The organism is Salibacter halophilus (assembly GCF_008806325.1).
Classification (GTDB): Bacteria; Bacteroidota; Bacteroidia; order Flavobacteriales_G; family Salibacteraceae; genus Salibacter; species Salibacter halophilus.
The window spans coordinates 267,332-285,494 of the sequence record NZ_WACR01000004.1; the positions used below are offsets into that span (position 1 = coordinate 267,332).

Annotated in this window: 19 protein-coding genes; 6 read left to right on the forward strand and 13 right to left on the reverse strand. The window is 40.1% G+C overall.

Features of this window, described 5'->3' with window-relative positions; all coding sequences use genetic code 11:
• Nucleotides 1–106 precede the first annotated feature (106 nt).
• The 5 genes from F3059_RS06005 to F3059_RS06025 all read left to right on the forward strand — a co-directional run bounded on the left by F3059_RS06005 (nt 107) and on the right by F3059_RS06025 (nt 7,556).
• Complete coding sequence (locus F3059_RS06005; protein ID WP_151167224.1) at nt 107–2,218, forward strand: T9SS type A sorting domain-containing protein; 2,112 nt, start codon at nt 107–109, stop codon at nt 2,216–2,218.
• 388 nt (nt 2,219–2,606) lie between these two features.
• Nucleotides 2,607–5,336, forward strand: coding sequence for a sensor histidine kinase (locus F3059_RS06010; RefSeq protein ID WP_170265070.1), 2,730 nt, complete (start codon nt 2,607–2,609; stop codon nt 5,334–5,336).
• A gap of 2 nt (nt 5,337–5,338) precedes the next feature.
• Complete coding sequence (locus F3059_RS06015; protein ID WP_151167226.1) at nt 5,339–6,103, forward strand: LytR/AlgR family response regulator transcription factor; 765 nt, start codon at nt 5,339–5,341, stop codon at nt 6,101–6,103.
• Between the two features lie 32 nt (nt 6,104–6,135).
• Nucleotides 6,136–6,708 (forward strand): pentapeptide repeat-containing protein, encoded by a 573-nt coding sequence (locus F3059_RS06020; RefSeq protein WP_151167227.1) that lies wholly within the window; start codon nt 6,136–6,138, stop codon nt 6,706–6,708.
• A 65-nt stretch (nt 6,709–6,773) separates the two neighbouring features.
• Nucleotides 6,774–7,556: a formylglycine-generating enzyme family protein gene (locus F3059_RS06025; RefSeq protein WP_151167228.1), complete on the forward strand. Its 783-nt coding sequence runs from the start codon at nt 6,774–6,776 to the stop codon at nt 7,554–7,556.
• 27 nt (nt 7,557–7,583) lie between these two features.
• Here the strand turns inward: F3059_RS06025 and F3059_RS06030 are convergent, their stop codons facing one another.
• The 6 genes from F3059_RS06030 to xrtF all read right to left on the reverse strand — a co-directional run bounded on the left by F3059_RS06030 (nt 7,584) and on the right by xrtF (nt 12,049).
• Nucleotides 7,584–8,693 carry a GAF domain-containing protein gene (locus F3059_RS06030; RefSeq protein ID WP_151167229.1) on the reverse strand — a complete coding sequence of 370 codons (1,110 nt, stop codon included), beginning with the start codon at nt 8,691–8,693 and terminating at the stop codon, nt 7,584–7,586.
• Between the two features lie 85 nt (nt 8,694–8,778).
• Entirely contained in the window at nt 8,779–9,177 is a 399-nt protein-coding gene (locus tag F3059_RS06035; RefSeq protein WP_151167230.1) for an RDD family protein, read from the reverse strand.
• A 162-nt stretch (nt 9,178–9,339) separates the two neighbouring features.
• Nucleotides 9,340–10,017: a hypothetical protein gene (locus F3059_RS06040; protein WP_151167231.1), complete on the reverse strand. Its 678-nt coding sequence runs from the start codon at nt 10,015–10,017 to the stop codon at nt 9,340–9,342.
• Between the two features lie 243 nt (nt 10,018–10,260).
• Nucleotides 10,261–10,983, reverse strand: a complete 723-nt coding sequence (locus tag F3059_RS06045; protein WP_151167232.1) for a hypothetical protein — start codon at nt 10,981–10,983, stop codon at nt 10,261–10,263.
• Between the two features lie 110 nt (nt 10,984–11,093).
• Nucleotides 11,094–11,528, reverse strand: coding sequence for an exosortase F system-associated membrane protein (locus tag F3059_RS06050; RefSeq protein ID WP_151167233.1), 435 nt, complete (start codon nt 11,526–11,528; stop codon nt 11,094–11,096).
• On the reverse strand, nt 11,525–12,049 hold the full coding sequence (gene xrtF / locus F3059_RS06055) for an exosortase family protein XrtF (protein WP_151167234.1): 525 nt from the start codon (nt 12,047–12,049) through the stop codon (nt 11,525–11,527). The genes F3059_RS06050 and xrtF overlap by 4 nt, the downstream gene beginning before the upstream one ends.
• 219 nt (nt 12,050–12,268) lie before the next feature.
• On the opposite strand from xrtF, the gene F3059_RS06060 reads away from it, so the two are divergent.
• A complete protein-coding gene (locus tag F3059_RS06060) occupies nt 12,269–12,733 on the forward strand; it encodes a hypothetical protein (protein WP_151167235.1) in 465 nt (154 codons plus the stop codon).
• A gap of 467 nt (nt 12,734–13,200) precedes the next feature.
• Here F3059_RS06060 and F3059_RS06065 read toward each other — a convergent pair whose 3' ends face one another.
• The 7 genes from F3059_RS06065 to F3059_RS06095 all read right to left on the reverse strand — a co-directional run bounded on the left by F3059_RS06065 (nt 13,201) and on the right by F3059_RS06095 (nt 18,115).
• Nucleotides 13,201–13,503, reverse strand: a complete 303-nt coding sequence (locus tag F3059_RS06065) for a type II toxin-antitoxin system RelE/ParE family toxin (protein ID WP_151167236.1) — start codon at nt 13,501–13,503, stop codon at nt 13,201–13,203.
• On the reverse strand, nt 13,500–13,742 hold the full coding sequence (locus tag F3059_RS06070) for a type II toxin-antitoxin system ParD family antitoxin (protein WP_151167237.1): 243 nt from the start codon (nt 13,740–13,742) through the stop codon (nt 13,500–13,502). The genes F3059_RS06065 and F3059_RS06070 overlap by 4 nt, the downstream gene beginning before the upstream one ends.
• 610 nt (nt 13,743–14,352) lie before the next feature.
• On the reverse strand, nt 14,353–14,574 hold the full coding sequence (locus F3059_RS06075) for a hypothetical protein (protein ID WP_151167238.1): 222 nt from the start codon (nt 14,572–14,574) through the stop codon (nt 14,353–14,355).
• A complete protein-coding gene (gene folE, locus F3059_RS06080) occupies nt 14,574–15,260 on the reverse strand; it encodes a GTP cyclohydrolase I FolE (protein ID WP_151167239.1) in 687 nt (228 codons plus the stop codon). The genes F3059_RS06075 and folE overlap by 1 nt, the downstream gene beginning before the upstream one ends.
• Before the next feature lie 77 nt (nt 15,261–15,337).
• Nucleotides 15,338–15,709, reverse strand: coding sequence for a hypothetical protein (locus F3059_RS06085; protein WP_151167240.1), 372 nt, complete (start codon nt 15,707–15,709; stop codon nt 15,338–15,340).
• Between the two features lie 7 nt (nt 15,710–15,716).
• Nucleotides 15,717–17,591, reverse strand: a complete 1,875-nt coding sequence (locus tag F3059_RS06090; RefSeq protein ID WP_151167241.1) for a purple acid phosphatase family protein — start codon at nt 17,589–17,591, stop codon at nt 15,717–15,719.
• A 5-nt stretch (nt 17,592–17,596) separates the two neighbouring features.
• Complete coding sequence (locus F3059_RS06095; protein ID WP_151167242.1) at nt 17,597–18,115, reverse strand: hypothetical protein; 519 nt, start codon at nt 18,113–18,115, stop codon at nt 17,597–17,599.
• Between the last annotated feature and the right edge of the window lie 48 nt (nt 18,116–18,163).

Consider the following 18,163-nt stretch of genomic DNA (forward strand, 5'->3'; position numbering starts at 1 on the left):
CAACACAGCAATTCAATAAGTCACTATTTGTTGCAAGTCTTTTTGATCATAGCTTGTACCAAAATTAACCAAGCCGGTATTTATCGGCCTTAAAAACTATAAACTTATGGATTACACGATTAATTTTTCATTTAAAAGGCTTTTAGCCTCTACATTACTTGTACTGGTGTTCGCTTGTGTACCGGTATTGACAAATGGTCAGTGGAAAGACACTTATCATGATCAAATTGGAAGTTTTGATCACAACCATTACAGCAACGAATTATGGAAACCTGGCTCTACTACAGTACTGGCGGGAACTATGTTTAATACCGATCAAGATTCAGATGAGACGGATCTTATTCATGTATTGGAAATGGATCACGGCAGCGGTATTGTCTGGGAAAACACTTATAATTTTGGAGAGAACCAGCGTTGTTTTGATGTTTGTACCGTTTCAGAAGAACTTGTTGCAATTACAGGAACAGCTAATAATAAATTGTTCGTTTCACTTATCCAGTCAGGAGGAACAGTCCTAAATACTGCTTTTTACGATGTAGAAGAAGGCCTGGGTTCTGTAGGATTGAGTATTGTTTATGCTGAGGATAGAGAAGCTTTGTTCGTAGGAGGTTATGCAGCAGAAAATATTCTCGATGATTCTATGAATGAGTCTATAGGCGTACTAATGTCACTTGATCTTTCACTAAATGTAAATTGGTCAGAAGAATTAAACTTTGGAAATGAAGTTGTGATGGTGAATGATCTAACTAAAATTAGGGATTTCGGTGTTTATGTGACAGGTAAAGTCACACAGCCAAATAACACAGAAGGAGTGTTGAGTACTTTGTATGACTATTCCGGAAACAGGATATGGAATAAGAGTTTTATGACTAAAAAGTATATTTATGATATTTATGATAATATAGTTGATTCCGTACTTTTACGTGCAGCAGGTGCCAATGCTGTTTATGATGAACAGACAGACGAACTCTTTGTATTGTTCAATTATGAAGACATTCACACTTTTGGAGTTAATAGACTGGTAGGGGTTTCATCTCCAACTCCGGTTACAGCATATACAAATGCGAATCTACTGTTAAATGGATTGGATTTGGGGAATTATGCAGGGTTTGACATTGAGATTGACCCCAATGATGATAATTTGTTAGTAGCGGGAATGGGTTTTCACCAAAGACCGGGAGGTACAGGAGCACCAACGGCTAATTCACCAACCTTCTTAGCTAAAGTTGATCGTGGAAACTCTTCTGTTCACTGGTTGAAATTCATTGAAACGGATAATATTGATTATCGCACTCATGATCACGATATCTTCCAGGCTTTTTACACAACTCACCCTTATATCAATCACCCCGATTTATTGACGATAATCAATGGCGGGCAAAACTTTCAAATAATTGGTTATGAAAGTAATTTAAGCAACCAGGCGTATGGGCTTACAGTCATGAGTACTGATCAAAATGGAGATGTTCCTGGTTTTATGAACTGTGCACAGGTTACAGGTAATGATCCATATGGTGTAGTAACTGAATCACTTGATTATGAAAATGCTGAGCTTATTCCGTTTATGAATGAAAGTGTTATAGATAGGCAGGAAATAAACCATCAGCCAGACTCGAGATGTGCTTCAGATTGTGACTTTACTATAGATGGTATTAATAGTGAATATGTAGATTGTTACGGATATGACTTTACACCATTAGTTTCATTTCCTACAAACGGTAATGTAATCTCATATGAATGGAATTGGGGTGATGGATCTACAACAAATACCTCTACTGTTCCAACTTATCATAACTTTAACACAGATTCATGTGAGTACGAAGTATGCGTTACTGTTACTTTCGTTTCTACTACGGGGGACACCTGCACAGATACATATTGTCAAACATTCCCAATGTTAGTTTTTCAAGGTTGCGGTCCTTGTGGATCATCTAATAAGAAAGCAACGGAAGGAGTTACCGGCACTGAAGAATTATTTGACATGGAATGGAATGTTTATCCCAATCCGGCAAAAGATCAGTTGACGGTTGAATTTGAACAGGAAGTTACTAATGGTGTGTTGACTATATTTAATACAGCAGGACAGGAAGTTAAACGAGTTTCTGTTGCAGGTAACATGAAGGCAAGTCTAGATATTTCTGACCTTCCACATGGTTTTTATACTCTTGAACTTACCGGGAATGGTAATACAAAAAGAGAAAAGATCATTGTTCAATAGTTTATTATTCAAAAATTTAACACTTATAAAATCGGTCTGGGTGAAACATCCGGACCGATTTTGTTTTATTATATTGCCACATTGAGGGATTATCCCCGCAGATATTTAAAACTATAATATGATTCGGGTAATTGTTTTGTTGTTCCTGACAGGCTCATTTATTTTCAATGAGGCAGTCGGACAACAGGAAATGATAAAGCCACTCCCTCACCTTGTTCAGGCAACTGAATTTCTCTTGTACCCTCCTAAGGTAGAGAGCTGGGATATAGAAGTAGACAGTAATAATTATACCTATTTTGCCGGACGCTCAGGCGTATATCGATTTAATGGTTACGAACTTGAACTATTGAAGAGTTCCGGAGAGCTTGAAAAAGCCCCTGTTTCAGGATTGTTTAAAGATCCAAAGGGACGAATTTGGATATCCACTGTTCACAATAAACTTGGATACATAGAGAAAAATCATTTTGTTCCATACAGGTTCAATGATAAGCTCGACTCAATAAATACTCAAGGAATAAGAACAAATTGGCACTTTGACCAAAAGGGAAAACTTCATGTAGGGATCAATAGAAAAGGATATTACACTGTTTCGTCAGGTGGGAAAGTGGAAAAAATATTAGGTCAGGAGTCTGGGATACATGGTATTGTTTATACCTTTTTGCCGGATGGCAATCCCTTTATTTTTTCAATTACTCAAAAAGCAGGGAGAAATAAGAATTTGAATATGGATTTGCACTTCATGGAACAGAGTGGTGAGATCCGTTATCTTTCCCGGTTAAAAACAAACCATCCCATACATTTGCCTGTAATCGTTAAAAATCAAGATGGCTCGGTAACCTTGTCATCGGGGCAAAAAGATATTGTAAGATGCTATTTTGATTCAGTTGTATCTCAGACCAGTTTATCCAGTAATATCATCCAGTTGTTCAGGGATAATGATTATAATTTGTGGGCAGGCACAGCAGATAAAGGCGTTTACTTAATCAAAAACCTGAACTGTTCTCCCGGAGAGCAGCTATTAGATGGTACAGCATCTGCAGTTGTCGCCCAGGATCATAATGGTGGACTTTGGGTGAAATCTTCAGGAGCGTTCTTCTATTATCTTCCAAGACTTAGCAAGAAATCGTTTTCAAAAAGAGCAGGTCAGTTGAATTTTGATAATGCGATGAGGTTCACAATAGGTGGTTCCCGTGTGTTCTGTCTTAACAATGGTTCTGATATAGCTGTTTTTGAGAAAGGGTCTATGTCCAGCCTCCCATATCCTCAAAATAAATCTATAAAAGGGTTGGGAGTAAATACTGAAGTTCCCGGGATTATTTATTACGATACAGTTAATTCTCTTTTGTGGGCTGGATACAGAGGAGGAATATGTAGCTGGAACGGGGAAAGATGGAAACACTACCGATTATCCGAAAAAGTAGATAAAGAGCAGGCTATTATAGCTTTTGGGGTGAAAAGTGACGGGACCCTGATGTTTGCCTGTAGAAATGCTTTGTTTTTTTTAAGTTCTGCTGGAAAAATTAAAAAGATTGACGCACCATCAATCGCTGGAAACCGTATTACCAGTTTGGCTGTTGAGCCCAGCGGAAATGTTTGGGTTGGTACCATAAGAGGCGTTTTTCGCCTGGATAATGAAAGTTACCACAAAATTGAAAACCCTGTTAAAAATATAGACTCCCTGAATGGTTTTGTACGGTATTTAAAATCTGCAAATGGAAGAATATGGATTAACACCGGAAGGCATCTACTTTATTCAGTACACGGATCTGAAGTAAAACAGATAACTTATAACAGCGGAGAACCAGTTCGGATATTAGAAATTGAGTCTTCTAAAGACGGAGATCTGTGGGGACGAACTGCTCACCAAAATCCCAAAATAGCTCATATTTCAATTAGAAAAGGAGAAGTAGACGTTGAGTTACTTGAATTTGATGTTTTTGGTGACCTTACATCAGAGTTCATTACAGGTACAATTTCTGTCATTGACCAAACGATGTTTTTGGGTATGAAGTCTAAGATCTACATTTCAAATATATCAGAACTTCGAAAAAGAGAACCGCTTCCTGATGTGAAAATATCAGAGTTTTTCGTAAATAATAAACAGTTTCAGCGTTCTGGTTTCTCTAGTCTTTCTCATGAGGAGAACGCAATACAGTTGAAATTTGAACCGATTTCCTACAGGAGAAATAAGCTTGAATTCAGGTATCGTTTGAAGGGTTTAGATACCGTATGGCAGGAAATAGAGCACCAGAATATACAGTACACTAACCTTTCCCCTGGAGAATATAATTTCCAGGTTCAGGCAAGGGTTAAAGGCGAAGAATGGGGAGAAACAGACAAGCTTGCATTTTTTATCCAAACTCCCTATTGGCAAGCATTTTGGTTTCGTTTTTTGGTAGTGCTGATCTTTATATCGTTTATCGGATTTATGTTTTACCTCAGGAATCGCTCAAAACACAGAAGAAACACACTTGTCATAGAAAAGTTAAATGCAGAGCAAAAAGCTTTGAGAGCTCAGATGAATCCTCATTTTATTTACAATGCATTGAGCTCTATTCAGGAGTTGATTTTTTTAGATAATAAATATGAAGCCCTAACCAACATTGCTTTGTTTGCCAAGCTCATGCGTAAGATACTCTATCATTCAACAAAGGAGCTCATCACATTGGATGAAGAAGTTGAAGCACTAGACTTGTACCTCAAATTGGAGGGACTTCGCTTTGAAGGAACATTTGATTATACTGTAACCATTTGTAGAAAACTACGTCCTAAAAAGCAGATGATACCTCCAGGATTAATTCAGCCCTTTATAGAAAATGCGATAAAGCATGGATTGTTAAATAAAAAGGAGAGAGGAGGGACACTTTCTGTTATTTTTAACCTTGATAACGACAGGTTGATATGTAAGATTGAAGATAACGGGGTAGGAAGAAAACGATCTACTGAGTTAAAAGCCAAACGCAATGCTGAACATCGTTCATTTGGCACACAATCAGTGTTGGACCGTATAAACCTATTAAATATTTCGAGAAATAATAAAATAAAGCTCGAAATTGAGGATCTTTACACTTATTACGGGGATCCTGGGGGAACACGAGTAATACTAATTATACCTTAACCATGAATACAAAAATACCACTTGCAATCATTGAGGATGAACCTAAAACACGAAACTTACTCAAAGCCATAATTAACGAAAGATTCAAAGACTTTCAATTTGTTGGTGAAGCCAATGCTGTAAAAACAGGATTAGAGTTGATAACCGAAAATAAGCCTGATGTGGTCTTATTAGATGTTGAGATGGGAGACGGTAATGCATTCGATTTACTGTCCCAGTTAAACTCCTTCAATCCTCATATCATTTTTGTGACCGCTTATGATCACTATGCGATTGAGGCACTGAGGAGCGGTGCAGTTGATTATATCGAAAAGCCGATAGATCCTAAAAAGTTGAGTGATGGGCTGTCTCGTGTTCAAAAGCTGATTGAAAAAAAAGAAAAAGCAAACTATTCAGGTTTGTTGAGATCAGTTGACATGAAGCTGCAAGCCAGGATTGCTGTGCCAACAAGAACAGGTATGGCTTACCTTGAAACACAGGAAATAGTTTGCATAAAAGCAGATAGCGCTTATTCAGAAATTTATTTTGAAAATGAAAGGAAGCCTCTTGTTATTTCCCGCACTCTGAAAGATATTCAACACGTACTTGAGAAATTTGGATTTGTGCGACCTCACAGATCCTATCTCGTCAATACTTCAAAAATTAGAGCCCTCAACAGAACAGATGGTGGGAATGTTGTGCTTACTAATGACTTTGTCGTTCCTTTTTCCAGGCAGTACAAGCTAAAAGCATTAGAACTCATCAAATCCAGAACAACATTTTTGTAAGTCGTGTAAAATAAGTACTACGAAGCTGAACAATGAAATACATCGAAGGAGAAGTTTTTGAAGGAACCGACTTTTCAAACCAGTTTTTGGAAAAAGCGGAGTACGAATTCTGCACGTTTACAAACTGCAATTTTTCACATACTGATTTGTCCGGTTCAAAATTTATCGAGTGTTCTTTTACGGATTGCAACTTCAGTAATGCCGTTTTGAAGAACGCTTCTTTTCAGGATCTCACTTTTTCTAAATGCAAGATGTTGGGACTCCACTTTGAGGATTGCAACAAGTTTGGTTTTGCCGCTGACTTAGAAAATTGCCAGTTGGACCACTCCTCGTTTTTTAAAATGAATCTCAGTCAGAGCACCTTTAGAAACTGCCGACTCCACGGGTCCGACTTCACCGAAGCTGAGCTGACAAAGACGGTTCTGACCAACAGCGATTTACTCAATGCCGTTTTCGATCACACGAATCTGGAACTGGCCGATTTGAGAGAATCTGTTAACTATTCCATCGATCCGGAACAAAATAAGCTCAATGGAGCTGTCTTCTCGTTGTCGCAGGTCGGTGGTTTGCTCGAAAAGTATCAAATTAAAATTGAGCAGGGTTAGTGTTCAACACTTACAATGAGCTTAATTATGTATCTTAGACGATTATTAACTCACACGTTTTTCCAATGTTAAAAATATTGATCCCCCTGTTTTGCCTGTGTTTTCAGTTATTACAGGCTCAACCAACTTTTCTTGATATTAAAAACCTGCAGAACAACCTGGCAAAAATCAACGACACACTTTACGCTTCAAAGTATGAAGTGAATAACGGAGAGTACAACGCATTTCTCAAAAGCCTTGAGGAAAGCGGAAAAGAAGAAGATTACGCAACGGCAGCAATCGAAAGTAGTCAATGGACGAAATACGCTAAAGAGTACGTTGATACATACCATTTATCGAAGGATTACAATTCTTATCCCGTTGTGAACATCAGTTACGAGGGTGCAGTACTTTACTGTAAATGGCTCACAGAGCAGTACAATTCTAGCAAAAAGCGAAAATTTGAAAAAGTAATTTTCAGGTTGCCCACAGAGAAAGAGTGGGAAGTAGCCGCAAGGGCCGGCCATCCCGATGCCATTTACCCCTGGAACGGATCTGAAATACGAAATAAGAAAGGGCAGTTTCTCTGTAATTTCACCAATACCGCGAAAAAGGCAGATCTTGCAAAATCGACAGATAATGGAGACATTCTTGCCCCGTCAAACTCTTATTGGCCCAATGATTTAGGGATCTACAACATGAGCGGGAACGTAGCCGAAATGCTCAGTGAAAAAGGCCGTACAAAAGGTGGCTCATGGTCAGATCCAAAAGAGTACGTCAAAATCGACAGTCCAGATCCTTACAAAGGTTTTGACACCACAATGCCCACAATCGGTTTCCGGTACTTTATGGAAGTGGTGGAGAGGTAATAAAGTTAATTAATAACAGAGTAGCTTTTAAGCTCTGTTATTACGGCTATTTATCGTGTGTTTTTTCTTTGAATAGATTTCTTCAAGCCTGCGTGTAAACTTTTCCAGTTCTTCAGTGACCGTTTTGATATAGCCGGAATATTCATTGAGCTTATCGAAAGATAATTTGTGTTCAGACTCTATAAGTTCTGAAAGCCCCAGCAAAGTCGTGACAGGTCTGCGGAGTACGTGAGAAATATCAAAAGCTATTTGCTCAAGGGTTTCCTCATATTCAAGGTGTTGAGTGATATCAGTAAACGAGCCATATATAATTGTATCACCATTTTCAGTTCTCATCGGATATCCATGTATAGCGTGCCAGTCATAACCCGAGTCACGTTTTACACGGTATTCATGATAAACATTTTTTTCTTCCTTAACTGAAAGCACTAGTGCCTCCCGTAACCCTTCAACATCTTCAGGATGCATGAGCGAGAAGCCAATGCTTGCGTCTTCGAGCCAATCTTCTAAATTACTTTCGGGATGTAGTTTTTTCATACCTTCGCTCAAAAAAGAGAACTTCAGATCTCCCGATTTGGAAACAATCATCTCAAAAATCCCAATGGGAAGGTTTTCAGTCAATTTGACTAATCGGTCAGTATTGAAATCAACCGTTTTAGTGAGGTTTTTAATCTGTTTTCGAGACTCTATTTTATCCATTGCTTTTTTGGCTAAAATTTTAAGAGCCCGTTCCTGATCTCTGGAAAACTCTCTGGGTTTCCTGTCAATAATACACAACGTACCCAGTACATTATTTCTTTTAGTCACCAGTGGAACACCTGCATAAAAACGGATGTTAGGGTTTTCAAATACCAGTTTGTTCTCAATAAAGTGATCGTCTTTTAGGGCATCGTTTACGACCAGGATTTCATCAGGTTTATGCAAAGTGTGCCGACAAAAGGAGTCTTCGATTTTTGTTTCGTTTATATCCAGTCCTTTGTTTGATTTAAACCACTGCCTTTTATCATCCAATATGGTGATTAAAGAGATAGGAGCATCGCAAATAATTGAGGCGAGTTCAGTGATTTCATCTAATTCTTTTTCTGATGGAGTATCTAAAAGCTCATAAGAATAAACATCTTCAAGTCTACTATTCATTTCCCCTGTTTTGACTTTTAAGGGCGCAAATATAATGATGATTGAAACTGAATTAGAAGAAAAAGAGATGGAGTTTCATTGTTATTCACTTCTTGTAAACAACAATAGATCCTACAACGTGATCATGGATGGTTTTCCGTTTTTTGTTTACTGACATCATGATCAATGATATCAATCCTAAAAGTGCTTTCGCCATAAACCTCACTATTGCCAGGGGGAACAAAATGTTTTTGCTAGGGTTCTTTTCTCTTTTGACACGTATTCCGATGGCTCTATGGCCCAAAGTTCCCCCAAAAGTAGTAGTGAAGAAAGGATCGTAAAGAAAAAAGATCAGGAAGAATGCGATCATCTTGGCGTAATCCGGGACATATTCAAAAGTTGAGAATACAGCAGTGACGATTACCATGAAAATCATTATCACGACCGAATCCATCACCAATGCTTTTACCCGGTCTGCAATACCGGCATATTTTACTTCATTCATAGTTTAGGGTTTTGCGAACGGGCAATTTAATAAATTCGCATAACTTGAATTAGCTGCAAGTTAACTCCAGAAATACCTCGTGAGCCGGGTGAATTTGTCTTGTGATGGGAGGGGACGGTTTTTCATTTATTGGATTTCTAAGTGGGTTATTAGTTATAAGAGTTAATCACTCTCAATTTCATAGTTTAAGTAGTCCATATTCTCATATCTCTTGAGGAGAAATTTATCATCTTTTATTCTTTTAATTGGAAAGGACATACTGTCTTCTGCCGAAAGGTACCTTGTCCTAACTGTTGATGCTAAACCGACCTCCAATTTAAGATTCTTATTGATGGGGATAGGGATTATTAATTTTTTATAACCTACCATTGAAATAGTCAGTTGATTTGCCTTTTCGATTTTCAAATTGGCTGTCCCAAGTGAATCTGTAGATGCTTCATTGATTTGTGAGTTATTTAAGCTGTCATATAAAACAACTTTGGCAAATTGAATTTTAGAAGAATCCAAAATGTCAAATAAGGTGACTTTTATTGATGCTTCTTGATTATCAGTTAAGTCATATTGTTTTATTCCTACACGACCATCTGTTTTGGATAGAGTGTCTGGGTTTAAAAAGTTAAGGTTCAAATTCCCGTTTTGAATAGTATATATTCCAGAACCTTCAGTTGCCCCTGTGCAATGTAACATCACGTACTCAAAAGTTCCGTTTTGATTAAATTTGATACAGTCAGATTCATACCAGGGATTATCATCCGCCCTGCAATACTTACCATCAAGTCTTGTTTGAGCGTTGGTGAGAACTGTACTTAGAATAAATATGAAAACGAACCAGTATTTCATTAAAAATGGTTTAAGCGAGGGAAGTTACTTTTTTCTCAGTCTTGATTCAAGTTTTACAGGAGTTTTACTTGTATAATCTAAGCTTAGGTCTGTTGGATCGCAATGCTTTGCGATCGTACAAACAGGTAAGATTCTATCGTACGGGAAGGCTGGGACTTTCTATCTCGCGAGCAGGGTGAGTTTGTCTTGTGATTGGAGGGAGAGGTTTTTCAATGGTTATCAAATGGTTTTGAGATGTTAGGACTAATGAGCAATATTTTTATAATTGATGTAGTCCATGTAGTCATATCTCTTGAGAAGGAGTTTTTCTTCATCTATTTTTTTTATTGGGAAAGACATGCTGTCTTCTTCCGAAAGGTATTCAACCCAATCACGAGCCAAATACACAGTCAATTCAATGTTTTTATTGTTAGGTATGGGTGTTTTAAGTTTCTTATAACCAATATAGTAAACTATCAATTGATTAGCTTCACCAGTTTTTAGATTTACAGTACCATTAAGTGTATCAGTAGTTGCTTTATTGATTTGAGTATTATTTGAACTATCTTGAAGATCTATATGAACAAATCCGATTTCTATAGAATCTATTATGTCGATCACTGTTACTTTAATTGAAGCATCCTCATTTTCAGCCAGGTCATATTGCTTCATTTCTATTTTACTTGTTTTATTAGGAATACTATCGAGAAGATAAAAGTTGAGCTCTAGCATTCCATTTTCAATTATATATTTTCCTCGTCCTTTATCAGTTCCTGTGCAATGTGATCTTTCATATTTGAAGGTACCATTTGGATTAAATTTAATGCAGTCAGTTGAGTATCGAAATCCATTATCATTTCTGCAATACTCACCATCAAGCCTTGTTTGAGCGTTGGCGAGAACAGCACTTAGAATAAATATTAAAATGAACCAGAACTTCATTAATAATGGTTTAAGCAGTGAAGTTACTTTTTTCTCAGTATCCATTCAAGTTTTACTAGTTGGATCGCAAAATATTGCTTTGTATGATCGCAAATTATTACGATCGTACCAATAAGCAAGAATATTCTATCTGGCTGAAAGATTTTAAGATTTTATCACTGCTTATCCCGCTTCATCTGGAAATAGAGCGCGGGTAGGAAGATGAACAGCAGCAGCGGATGCATGAGCAACCTGCGGATGTAGAATAACATCATGAGTTGCTCGGTTTGGGTGAGGAGCAGAATGGTAAGGGCGGTGATGAGGAGTAAAAACAGTGCTCCGTAGAGGATGGCCGCCACGCGCAGGTATTTCTTGCTCCACAGGAAAACGTAAATAATGCCCAGCGAAATAAGCGTGTTGATCACAAAACGAAACGTAAGGCTGAGCAGGTATTGACCCACAGCGAGTTCGGGGAGCAGTTGCCCTTTGAAGTCGGTGTGGAAAAAGCGGTTGAGCGGATCGTAGAAGAGCGTCTCTTCCCCGGCTCTGACCATTACCAGCAGCAAAAAGCCGATTACCACGCCTATGCCTCTTATTACCGTTCCCTTCATCGCGCAACGTATTTTACCCACAGGAACCACAGTAACATCGTGATGCCGTAGATCATGCCCGGGAAAAAGTAGTCGTGCATGGGTTTTGAATATTCGGGGTAGTAGAGAGCCGCAAAACCCAATATCCCGATGCGGGCGATGTTGGTCCAGTGAATGACGAGCAACCCAAACGGCACAAACCACACGTAGTGGATCCATTTGGCTTTAAACGCCACGATGAACGCTAAAAAGAGAATCATCACGCTAATGGCGTTGCAGCCTTCAATGATGTACTGGAAGGTGTGTCCCACGAATTTCATATCTGCTCGCGGATAGCCTTCTTTTAAATCGTAAGTAATTTTGGGCTCGAATAATTGCATTCCTTTCGTAGCCTGCTCTGTGACCACGCAGGATGCGGGATCGAGCTCAGTAGGGTAGAGATCCAGGTACCACGCGTAAACGACTGATAAAATGCCGTACACCGCGAGGAACTTCACGATAAACAGTATCGTTGATTTGTATTGCCTGAAAAACTCTTTCATACGAAAAGCGAATATAGAATTGATTTTTTAAATCTGATCGCAAATCCTTTTTGGTCAGAACCAGCTCTCAAAACTACGAACCTTACCCCGGTTTTACCGTTTAAAGAATTTTAAAAATTTCTTAGTATTTCTGCCACAGTTTAAATATCTTGCTAAAGCATGATAACAGATATATCGCCATATGTGATTTACGAGCTCGGCATGTTGAAAGGGGAACATGTGAGATTGTGCCGATACCGCTTCAATGGATCGGGTTACAATGAGGGCTATGTGCTCGTGGGAGAGAACAGCAGTTTCTTCATCCGCTGCAAAGCCAACGTGGTGGAAGACAAGCACGATATTCACTTTTTGGTGATCAAAGCCTTTCAAAACATCGAACTGGACGATTCTTTCAGCTATGACACCCAGTTTGAAGGCACGTTAAACGGTATTCAGATCCTCAAGAGCACCACCAAGGGGATGATCGTACAGCGAAAAGTGGTGCAGGACATCATTACAGAAAACGCATTACTTGCGGATTTTGAAGGCGATAAACGCCTGTTGATTTATCCCCATTCCAAGTTGTATTCTGACACCTCTATCTCAGCCAATACTGATGAAATTCTTGACTTAATCAGCGCCCGCAGGTTCCAAACCAGCCGCATCGCTAAACAGGATGTGAACTTGCTTTTAACGCAGGGTTGATTTTTTAGTAGGTTTAATTTTAGCGAACCATTAAGAAATGAAGAAGCATTAAGGAGGTGTAATTTTTAAATGCATAAACTGAGACGAGAAACCAACTTAGCTTTTACACGAAAACATAACTACGAGTTTTCATGGTCTCGGGAACTGACGTGTAGAATTTCAGCGGTTAAGTAAGCCTTGACTTTTAAGTCCTTTTGTGTCAAGACAAAAGGACAACCTAAATTATTCATTAGTTGCAATCATCAATCTTTTTTCTTGATAAAAAAGATAAAAAACCGAGCCGAAAGGCGAGCTCATGAGCACATAAATAAATGGATCGGTTACGAATAAATCAAGTCTCATCAGAGGCGATTTTTCTCCGTGTTCACTCCGAAAACCTTAGTCGGATTACGTGCTCCGCGCTTTGTTCCTCGCTGAATTGGCTGAGTCGAGATGTTAGGGAGTTAGGAGGTAAAGGTTGAAGTTTTTCATTTCAATCGCCTCTTAATATCCATTCTCTGATGTAGGATTCTAACAACTTCAATCACTTCATCATCGGACTTGCGGTAAAATATAAGATGAGATTTGATATTCGTTACACGATAGTTTTTGCGTGTCTGCTCAACAGATTTACCGATTAAAGGATTATCAGCAATGAATTCAATCTCTCCAATTATTAAGCTGTAATATCTGTCAGCTTGCTGTTTAGACCACTTGTGTAAAGTATAAACCCAAATATCGTTTAAGTCATCAATTGCCTGCTTACTTATTCGATATTTGCCTTTACTCATGAATGTTTGCGATGTAGGTTGGTCAGATTTTCTTCAGAATCAAAATCCTCAACAAATCCGCTTTTCTCTCCGGCTTCAAGTGCCTTGATCAGCTCTCGTTCCTTTTTCTCTTCACTTTCAAGCAATCGCAATGCTGCGCGAATGACTTCGCTGATAGAACTATATCGTCCTGATTTTACTTCCTCTTTAATAAAATCTTCAAAATGATTTCCGAGTGAAATTGATGTGTCTTTTGCCATTTTGAAATAGTTTATATCAAATATACCAGATAGTGATAATGCATCCAAATTGATTGCAACGATCAAAGCAATTTTTTTTGAGTAATGTTTAACGTTGAGGTCGAGGTTTAGAGGATTCTAATAATGTTCGGTTAGTGATATAAATTCAGGTCACAGAGCTCACAACAACTTTGCGCCTTAGTGCCCTTGTGGCTATAAATCAAAAGAGCAAAACACTCTGTGTAACACTGAGAACTACACCGTGATACTCTGTGGTATAAAAAAATGAGCTCCAGATCAAGAAAAGAAATTTTTCAGAATTCCATTTGATTAGAACGATGAATATAACTTAGCAGGAATCCCCTGGACCTCGGCTTCAACACTCGATCTCAATAATATTTCAGAAAAGACGAGTTTAAGAAATCATCAGAAAAAACATCAATACCTCGCTCGACTGTAAGGAGAGCCTATTTCCTAATTTCAAGAACCCACTTAATGAACCTTAATTTCTTCATGGTTTAAAAAAGTGAACTTTTGCGATTGTCAGAAGAAACATCAATATTTCGCTCGACTGAAAGGAGAGCATATCTCTTATTCCGTCCTGAACGAAGTGAGGGACATATATCCAAAATCACTTCAAACTGGCCGTAATCCGCGTTTCTTCGATCAGGTCAATACCCATTTCGCTCAATTCGTGCGTGATCTTGTCATACACCTCGTAGCTCTCATTCTTGCGGGCGCTTTCGCGCACCTCGATGAGCATCTTCAAAATAGCACGAGCCGATTTCGATTCACGGAGCGAATCCTTTTGCTCTTTGAGCGCCTTGATCATCAGGTCTTCAAAATGCGCCATTACTTGTTGGGCATTAAATCGTGTTTGATATAATCCAAAAACTCCTGCTTCGTTTCCTGTTCGTTGAACTTACCGGAATATTCAGCAGTGATCGTAGTCGTATTTTCGTTTCTGATTCCGCGAGTCGTTACACAAAGGTGTTTCGCTTCAATCACAACCGCCACATCGTCAGATTTGAGCACCTGCTTCAGTTCATTCAAAATCTGGAGCGCCAACCGTTCCTGAACCTGTGGTCTGCGCGAGTAGTACTCCACAATGCGGTTGATTTTTGACAACCCGATCACGTTTCCGCTCGAGATATACGCAACATGAGCATTCCCGATGATGGGCATAAAGTGGTGCTCACAGGCCGAGTTTACCGTGATATTCTTCTCCACGAGCATGCGGCTGTAATCGTACTTGTTGTCAAATGTAGCAGCGCGCGGCTTTTGTTCAGGCTTCAATCCGTTGAAGAGATCCTTCACATAGAGTTTAGCAACGCGGTGAGGTGTTCCCTGCAAGCTGTCATCCGTTAAATCGAGGCCCAGCGTTTCCATGATCTTTCCGAAATACTCCTCAATTCGCTCAATTTTCTGCTCATCACTCAAATCAAAAGCATCTTTTCTCATAGGAGTATCAATGCTCGACATCATGTGTGTATCGCCAACTTCCTCGGCTGTCAGTATCTTGTTTTCTTCTTTGCTCATCTTAACTAATTAAAACGGGTTGCCCCAGAAACGTGCGGCAAAAGTAAATGTTTAAATCGAGGTTAAAAGAATGATTTCTAATTGTCTTTTTTTCGGTCAGATCCAAAAGCCACGAAGTACAGAGCTGCAGGGGCTAAGAAGTTGCTGGCCCGTTCCACGAAATCGAGCCATTCGCCACCGCTCAGCGGACGCATAAGTGCTGTGGCAAAAGCCCAGATGGCTGCGTAGATCAATACCGCTTTTACGGGTTTCACCAACGTGACGAGTGCCACAATCCAGTCAATCACCCCAATTGTTTTCATCACTGCCGGAACCATATCGAGCGGAATACCAACTGTCGTGAGGAAAACGATCCATTGCGGTTTTACCAAAAACGCAAAAGTGCCGTGGCCCACAAACGTTCCAAAAACGGCAATTTGCAGAATGAGCTTAATCGTGCGCGTGTTCATCAGGAAACTATTGCAGCGTAAACGAATCGAATTCTTCCAGCGTATCGGGATTGACTACGCGTACCTCAATTTTATCGCCCTCCACATCAAATAAAACCAGCGCATTTTGAGTGGTAAATCCTTCAGTGAAATTTTGCCAGGGCGTTTCTTCCTTCGCGTAGTAAGGCGCCCCGGCCGCACCGTTGTTGATCTGCATAATCTCGCGACTCAGTTCAGTCTTTTTGAGTTTCCAGTTTTCCGGGTAGCGAGGCGTTTCATCGTTGATCGTAGTTCGGCAGTAATTGTGCTCGTCACCGGTGAGTATCGCGCGCACTTTTGAACTTTCATTCACCAGCAAATCGAGATACTCATCGCGTCTTTCGATAATGCCCTTATCAACCGGTTTTCCCGCAATCACCGGCCTGTGCTCGTTGTTCCCGTGATACCACATGTCGTCCTTTACGTGTCCGCCATTTGGAAAAGCCGGAGTGTGCTGCGTGATAAAAACGTGATCGATGTTGTCATTTTGCTCGTACTTTCTGAGCGTTTTCTTCAACCAGGCGAGCTGATTGTCCATGATGTAAGCGTGCAGGTTTCCGCCACTTGCCGGAAAGTTCTTTAGTCCCGGAGCGTACCAGTAATCGCTGTTCAGTACGACAACGCCCACATTGGCATAGCTGTAATGAAAAACCGTTTCGCTGTAACCCGGGAAATTCGTTTCACTTTTATCCGGGTCGTGGTCAGAGCCGTCTTCGTTAGCCGGCCCATTGATCGGGTTGGAGAAATTCTGTGCAAAAACAGCCTCTCCCGATTCGGTAGCGTATGGAAAGCGGTCCACACCAAAGCGATCTCCATCCTCATTGCGGAATACGCGCATCAGCGATTCGTGATTCCCCATTGTGGGTCTGATCAGGAAGTGGTGCCAAAAAGGCTCAACTGCTCTTCGCCAATTCGCGTATTGCAGGTTCATCTCACCCGGACTCGTGAGGTAGCCGTTGATCAGATCACCAGAAAACTGTAAAAAGCCAACGCGTTCCTGGTGGGCCAGGGCAGCCATCTTTTTCATGATGTAGGCATTAGCCCCGTAAATCTTGCGTTCTCCACCGCCTCGTCCGTGCCTACTGTCGCTGGCATAGGCAAATGTGAAAGCCTCGCGCGATCCGTCTTCTGGCGCGGTTCTGACCGAGAATGTGTATTCCTGCCTGTCATCCAGCCTGATAGAGTAATTGTAAGTTGTATTGGGTTCTAGTCCGTCAATCGTGAGTTCGTGACTTGTTCTCGGCTCTTCAAATTCGTAGAGTTGCCCGTTCACTTTTGCATTGCTCTTGAATCCTTTGCTCGTTTTGTAAAAGATGGAAAAGGAGTAGGGTTTTACATCTGTGATGTACGGCCCTTCAAGTAAGGTATTGGCAATTTTAAACGGACCTGTTCCTGAGAAGGTCACTTTCCCGTCATAGAGGATCGTTCCTTCATCGTTCACCACCCGGTACCCAATCGTTCCGAATCCTTTTTCCTGCCAGTCGATCATGTCGTACTTTCCGCTGAGGTCGGCCATTTCGATTTGGGCTTTACCTTTCTCGATCTCCACCGGTTTTTTGAAGTAAACGGGGAGCGGATGTTTGGTATCGGGATAGGGGATAAAGCCATAGTAGAGCGTTCCGTTCAGATCCGGCATTTCGAAGTCGAACGCGATGCCTTCTTCATTTCCTTCAGGACTCGTTTCAAACTGCTGCAGGTTAGCGAATTCGCTGTATTCTTCGGTGAAGGTATCGCCTTCGTGGACAAAGATGTAACCGTTATCCGTTTTTTTGATGTTGGGGTGCAGGGGGAGCGCGTTTTGAGCCGAGCACGAACTGAAAAACAATGCTGCGGCTGCCGATAGAACAATTGCGGTTCTGACCATTTCGATTAGTACTTTTTGAGGTCGATTTCGAATTTTCCGTTTGTGATGTTTACAGAATCTCTATTTTGGTTGTAAAGCATCCCAGAAAAAGTTCCGATGATTACATCTTTACTGTTGTGACTGTTGATGGTGAGCGAGAATTCGGTTGAGTCCAAAATGTTGTGTGTGTAAACAGCGTTTTTGGTATCGTAGTAAATGAAGTCTACACGTTGCACATCTTTACTCGAAGGATAAAAAGTGTGAGGATAGTTGAGTGCATCGAGGTTTGTTTTGTGAAGAGTTGCAAAAAAACCTTCCGGATTTTGGTTTGCAACAAAACGTTGAAACTGTACTAAACTGTCTTCAGGAGCATAGGAATTGAAAATAATATCCTGCAGGATCACCTTGTAATCAGCATTGACCTCTCTACCGTTTACATCAGCTTTCATGTAGGCTTCATCAGCTAATGGTTGTTGATCTTCTTCGTCTTTGTCGCATGCTGCAAACATCAAAAGCGCAGCAATCATCAATGTAAAATATTTCATAGTTGAGATTTTCCTCAAAAGTAGCAAATATTGAAAAGTGGTTTTGCT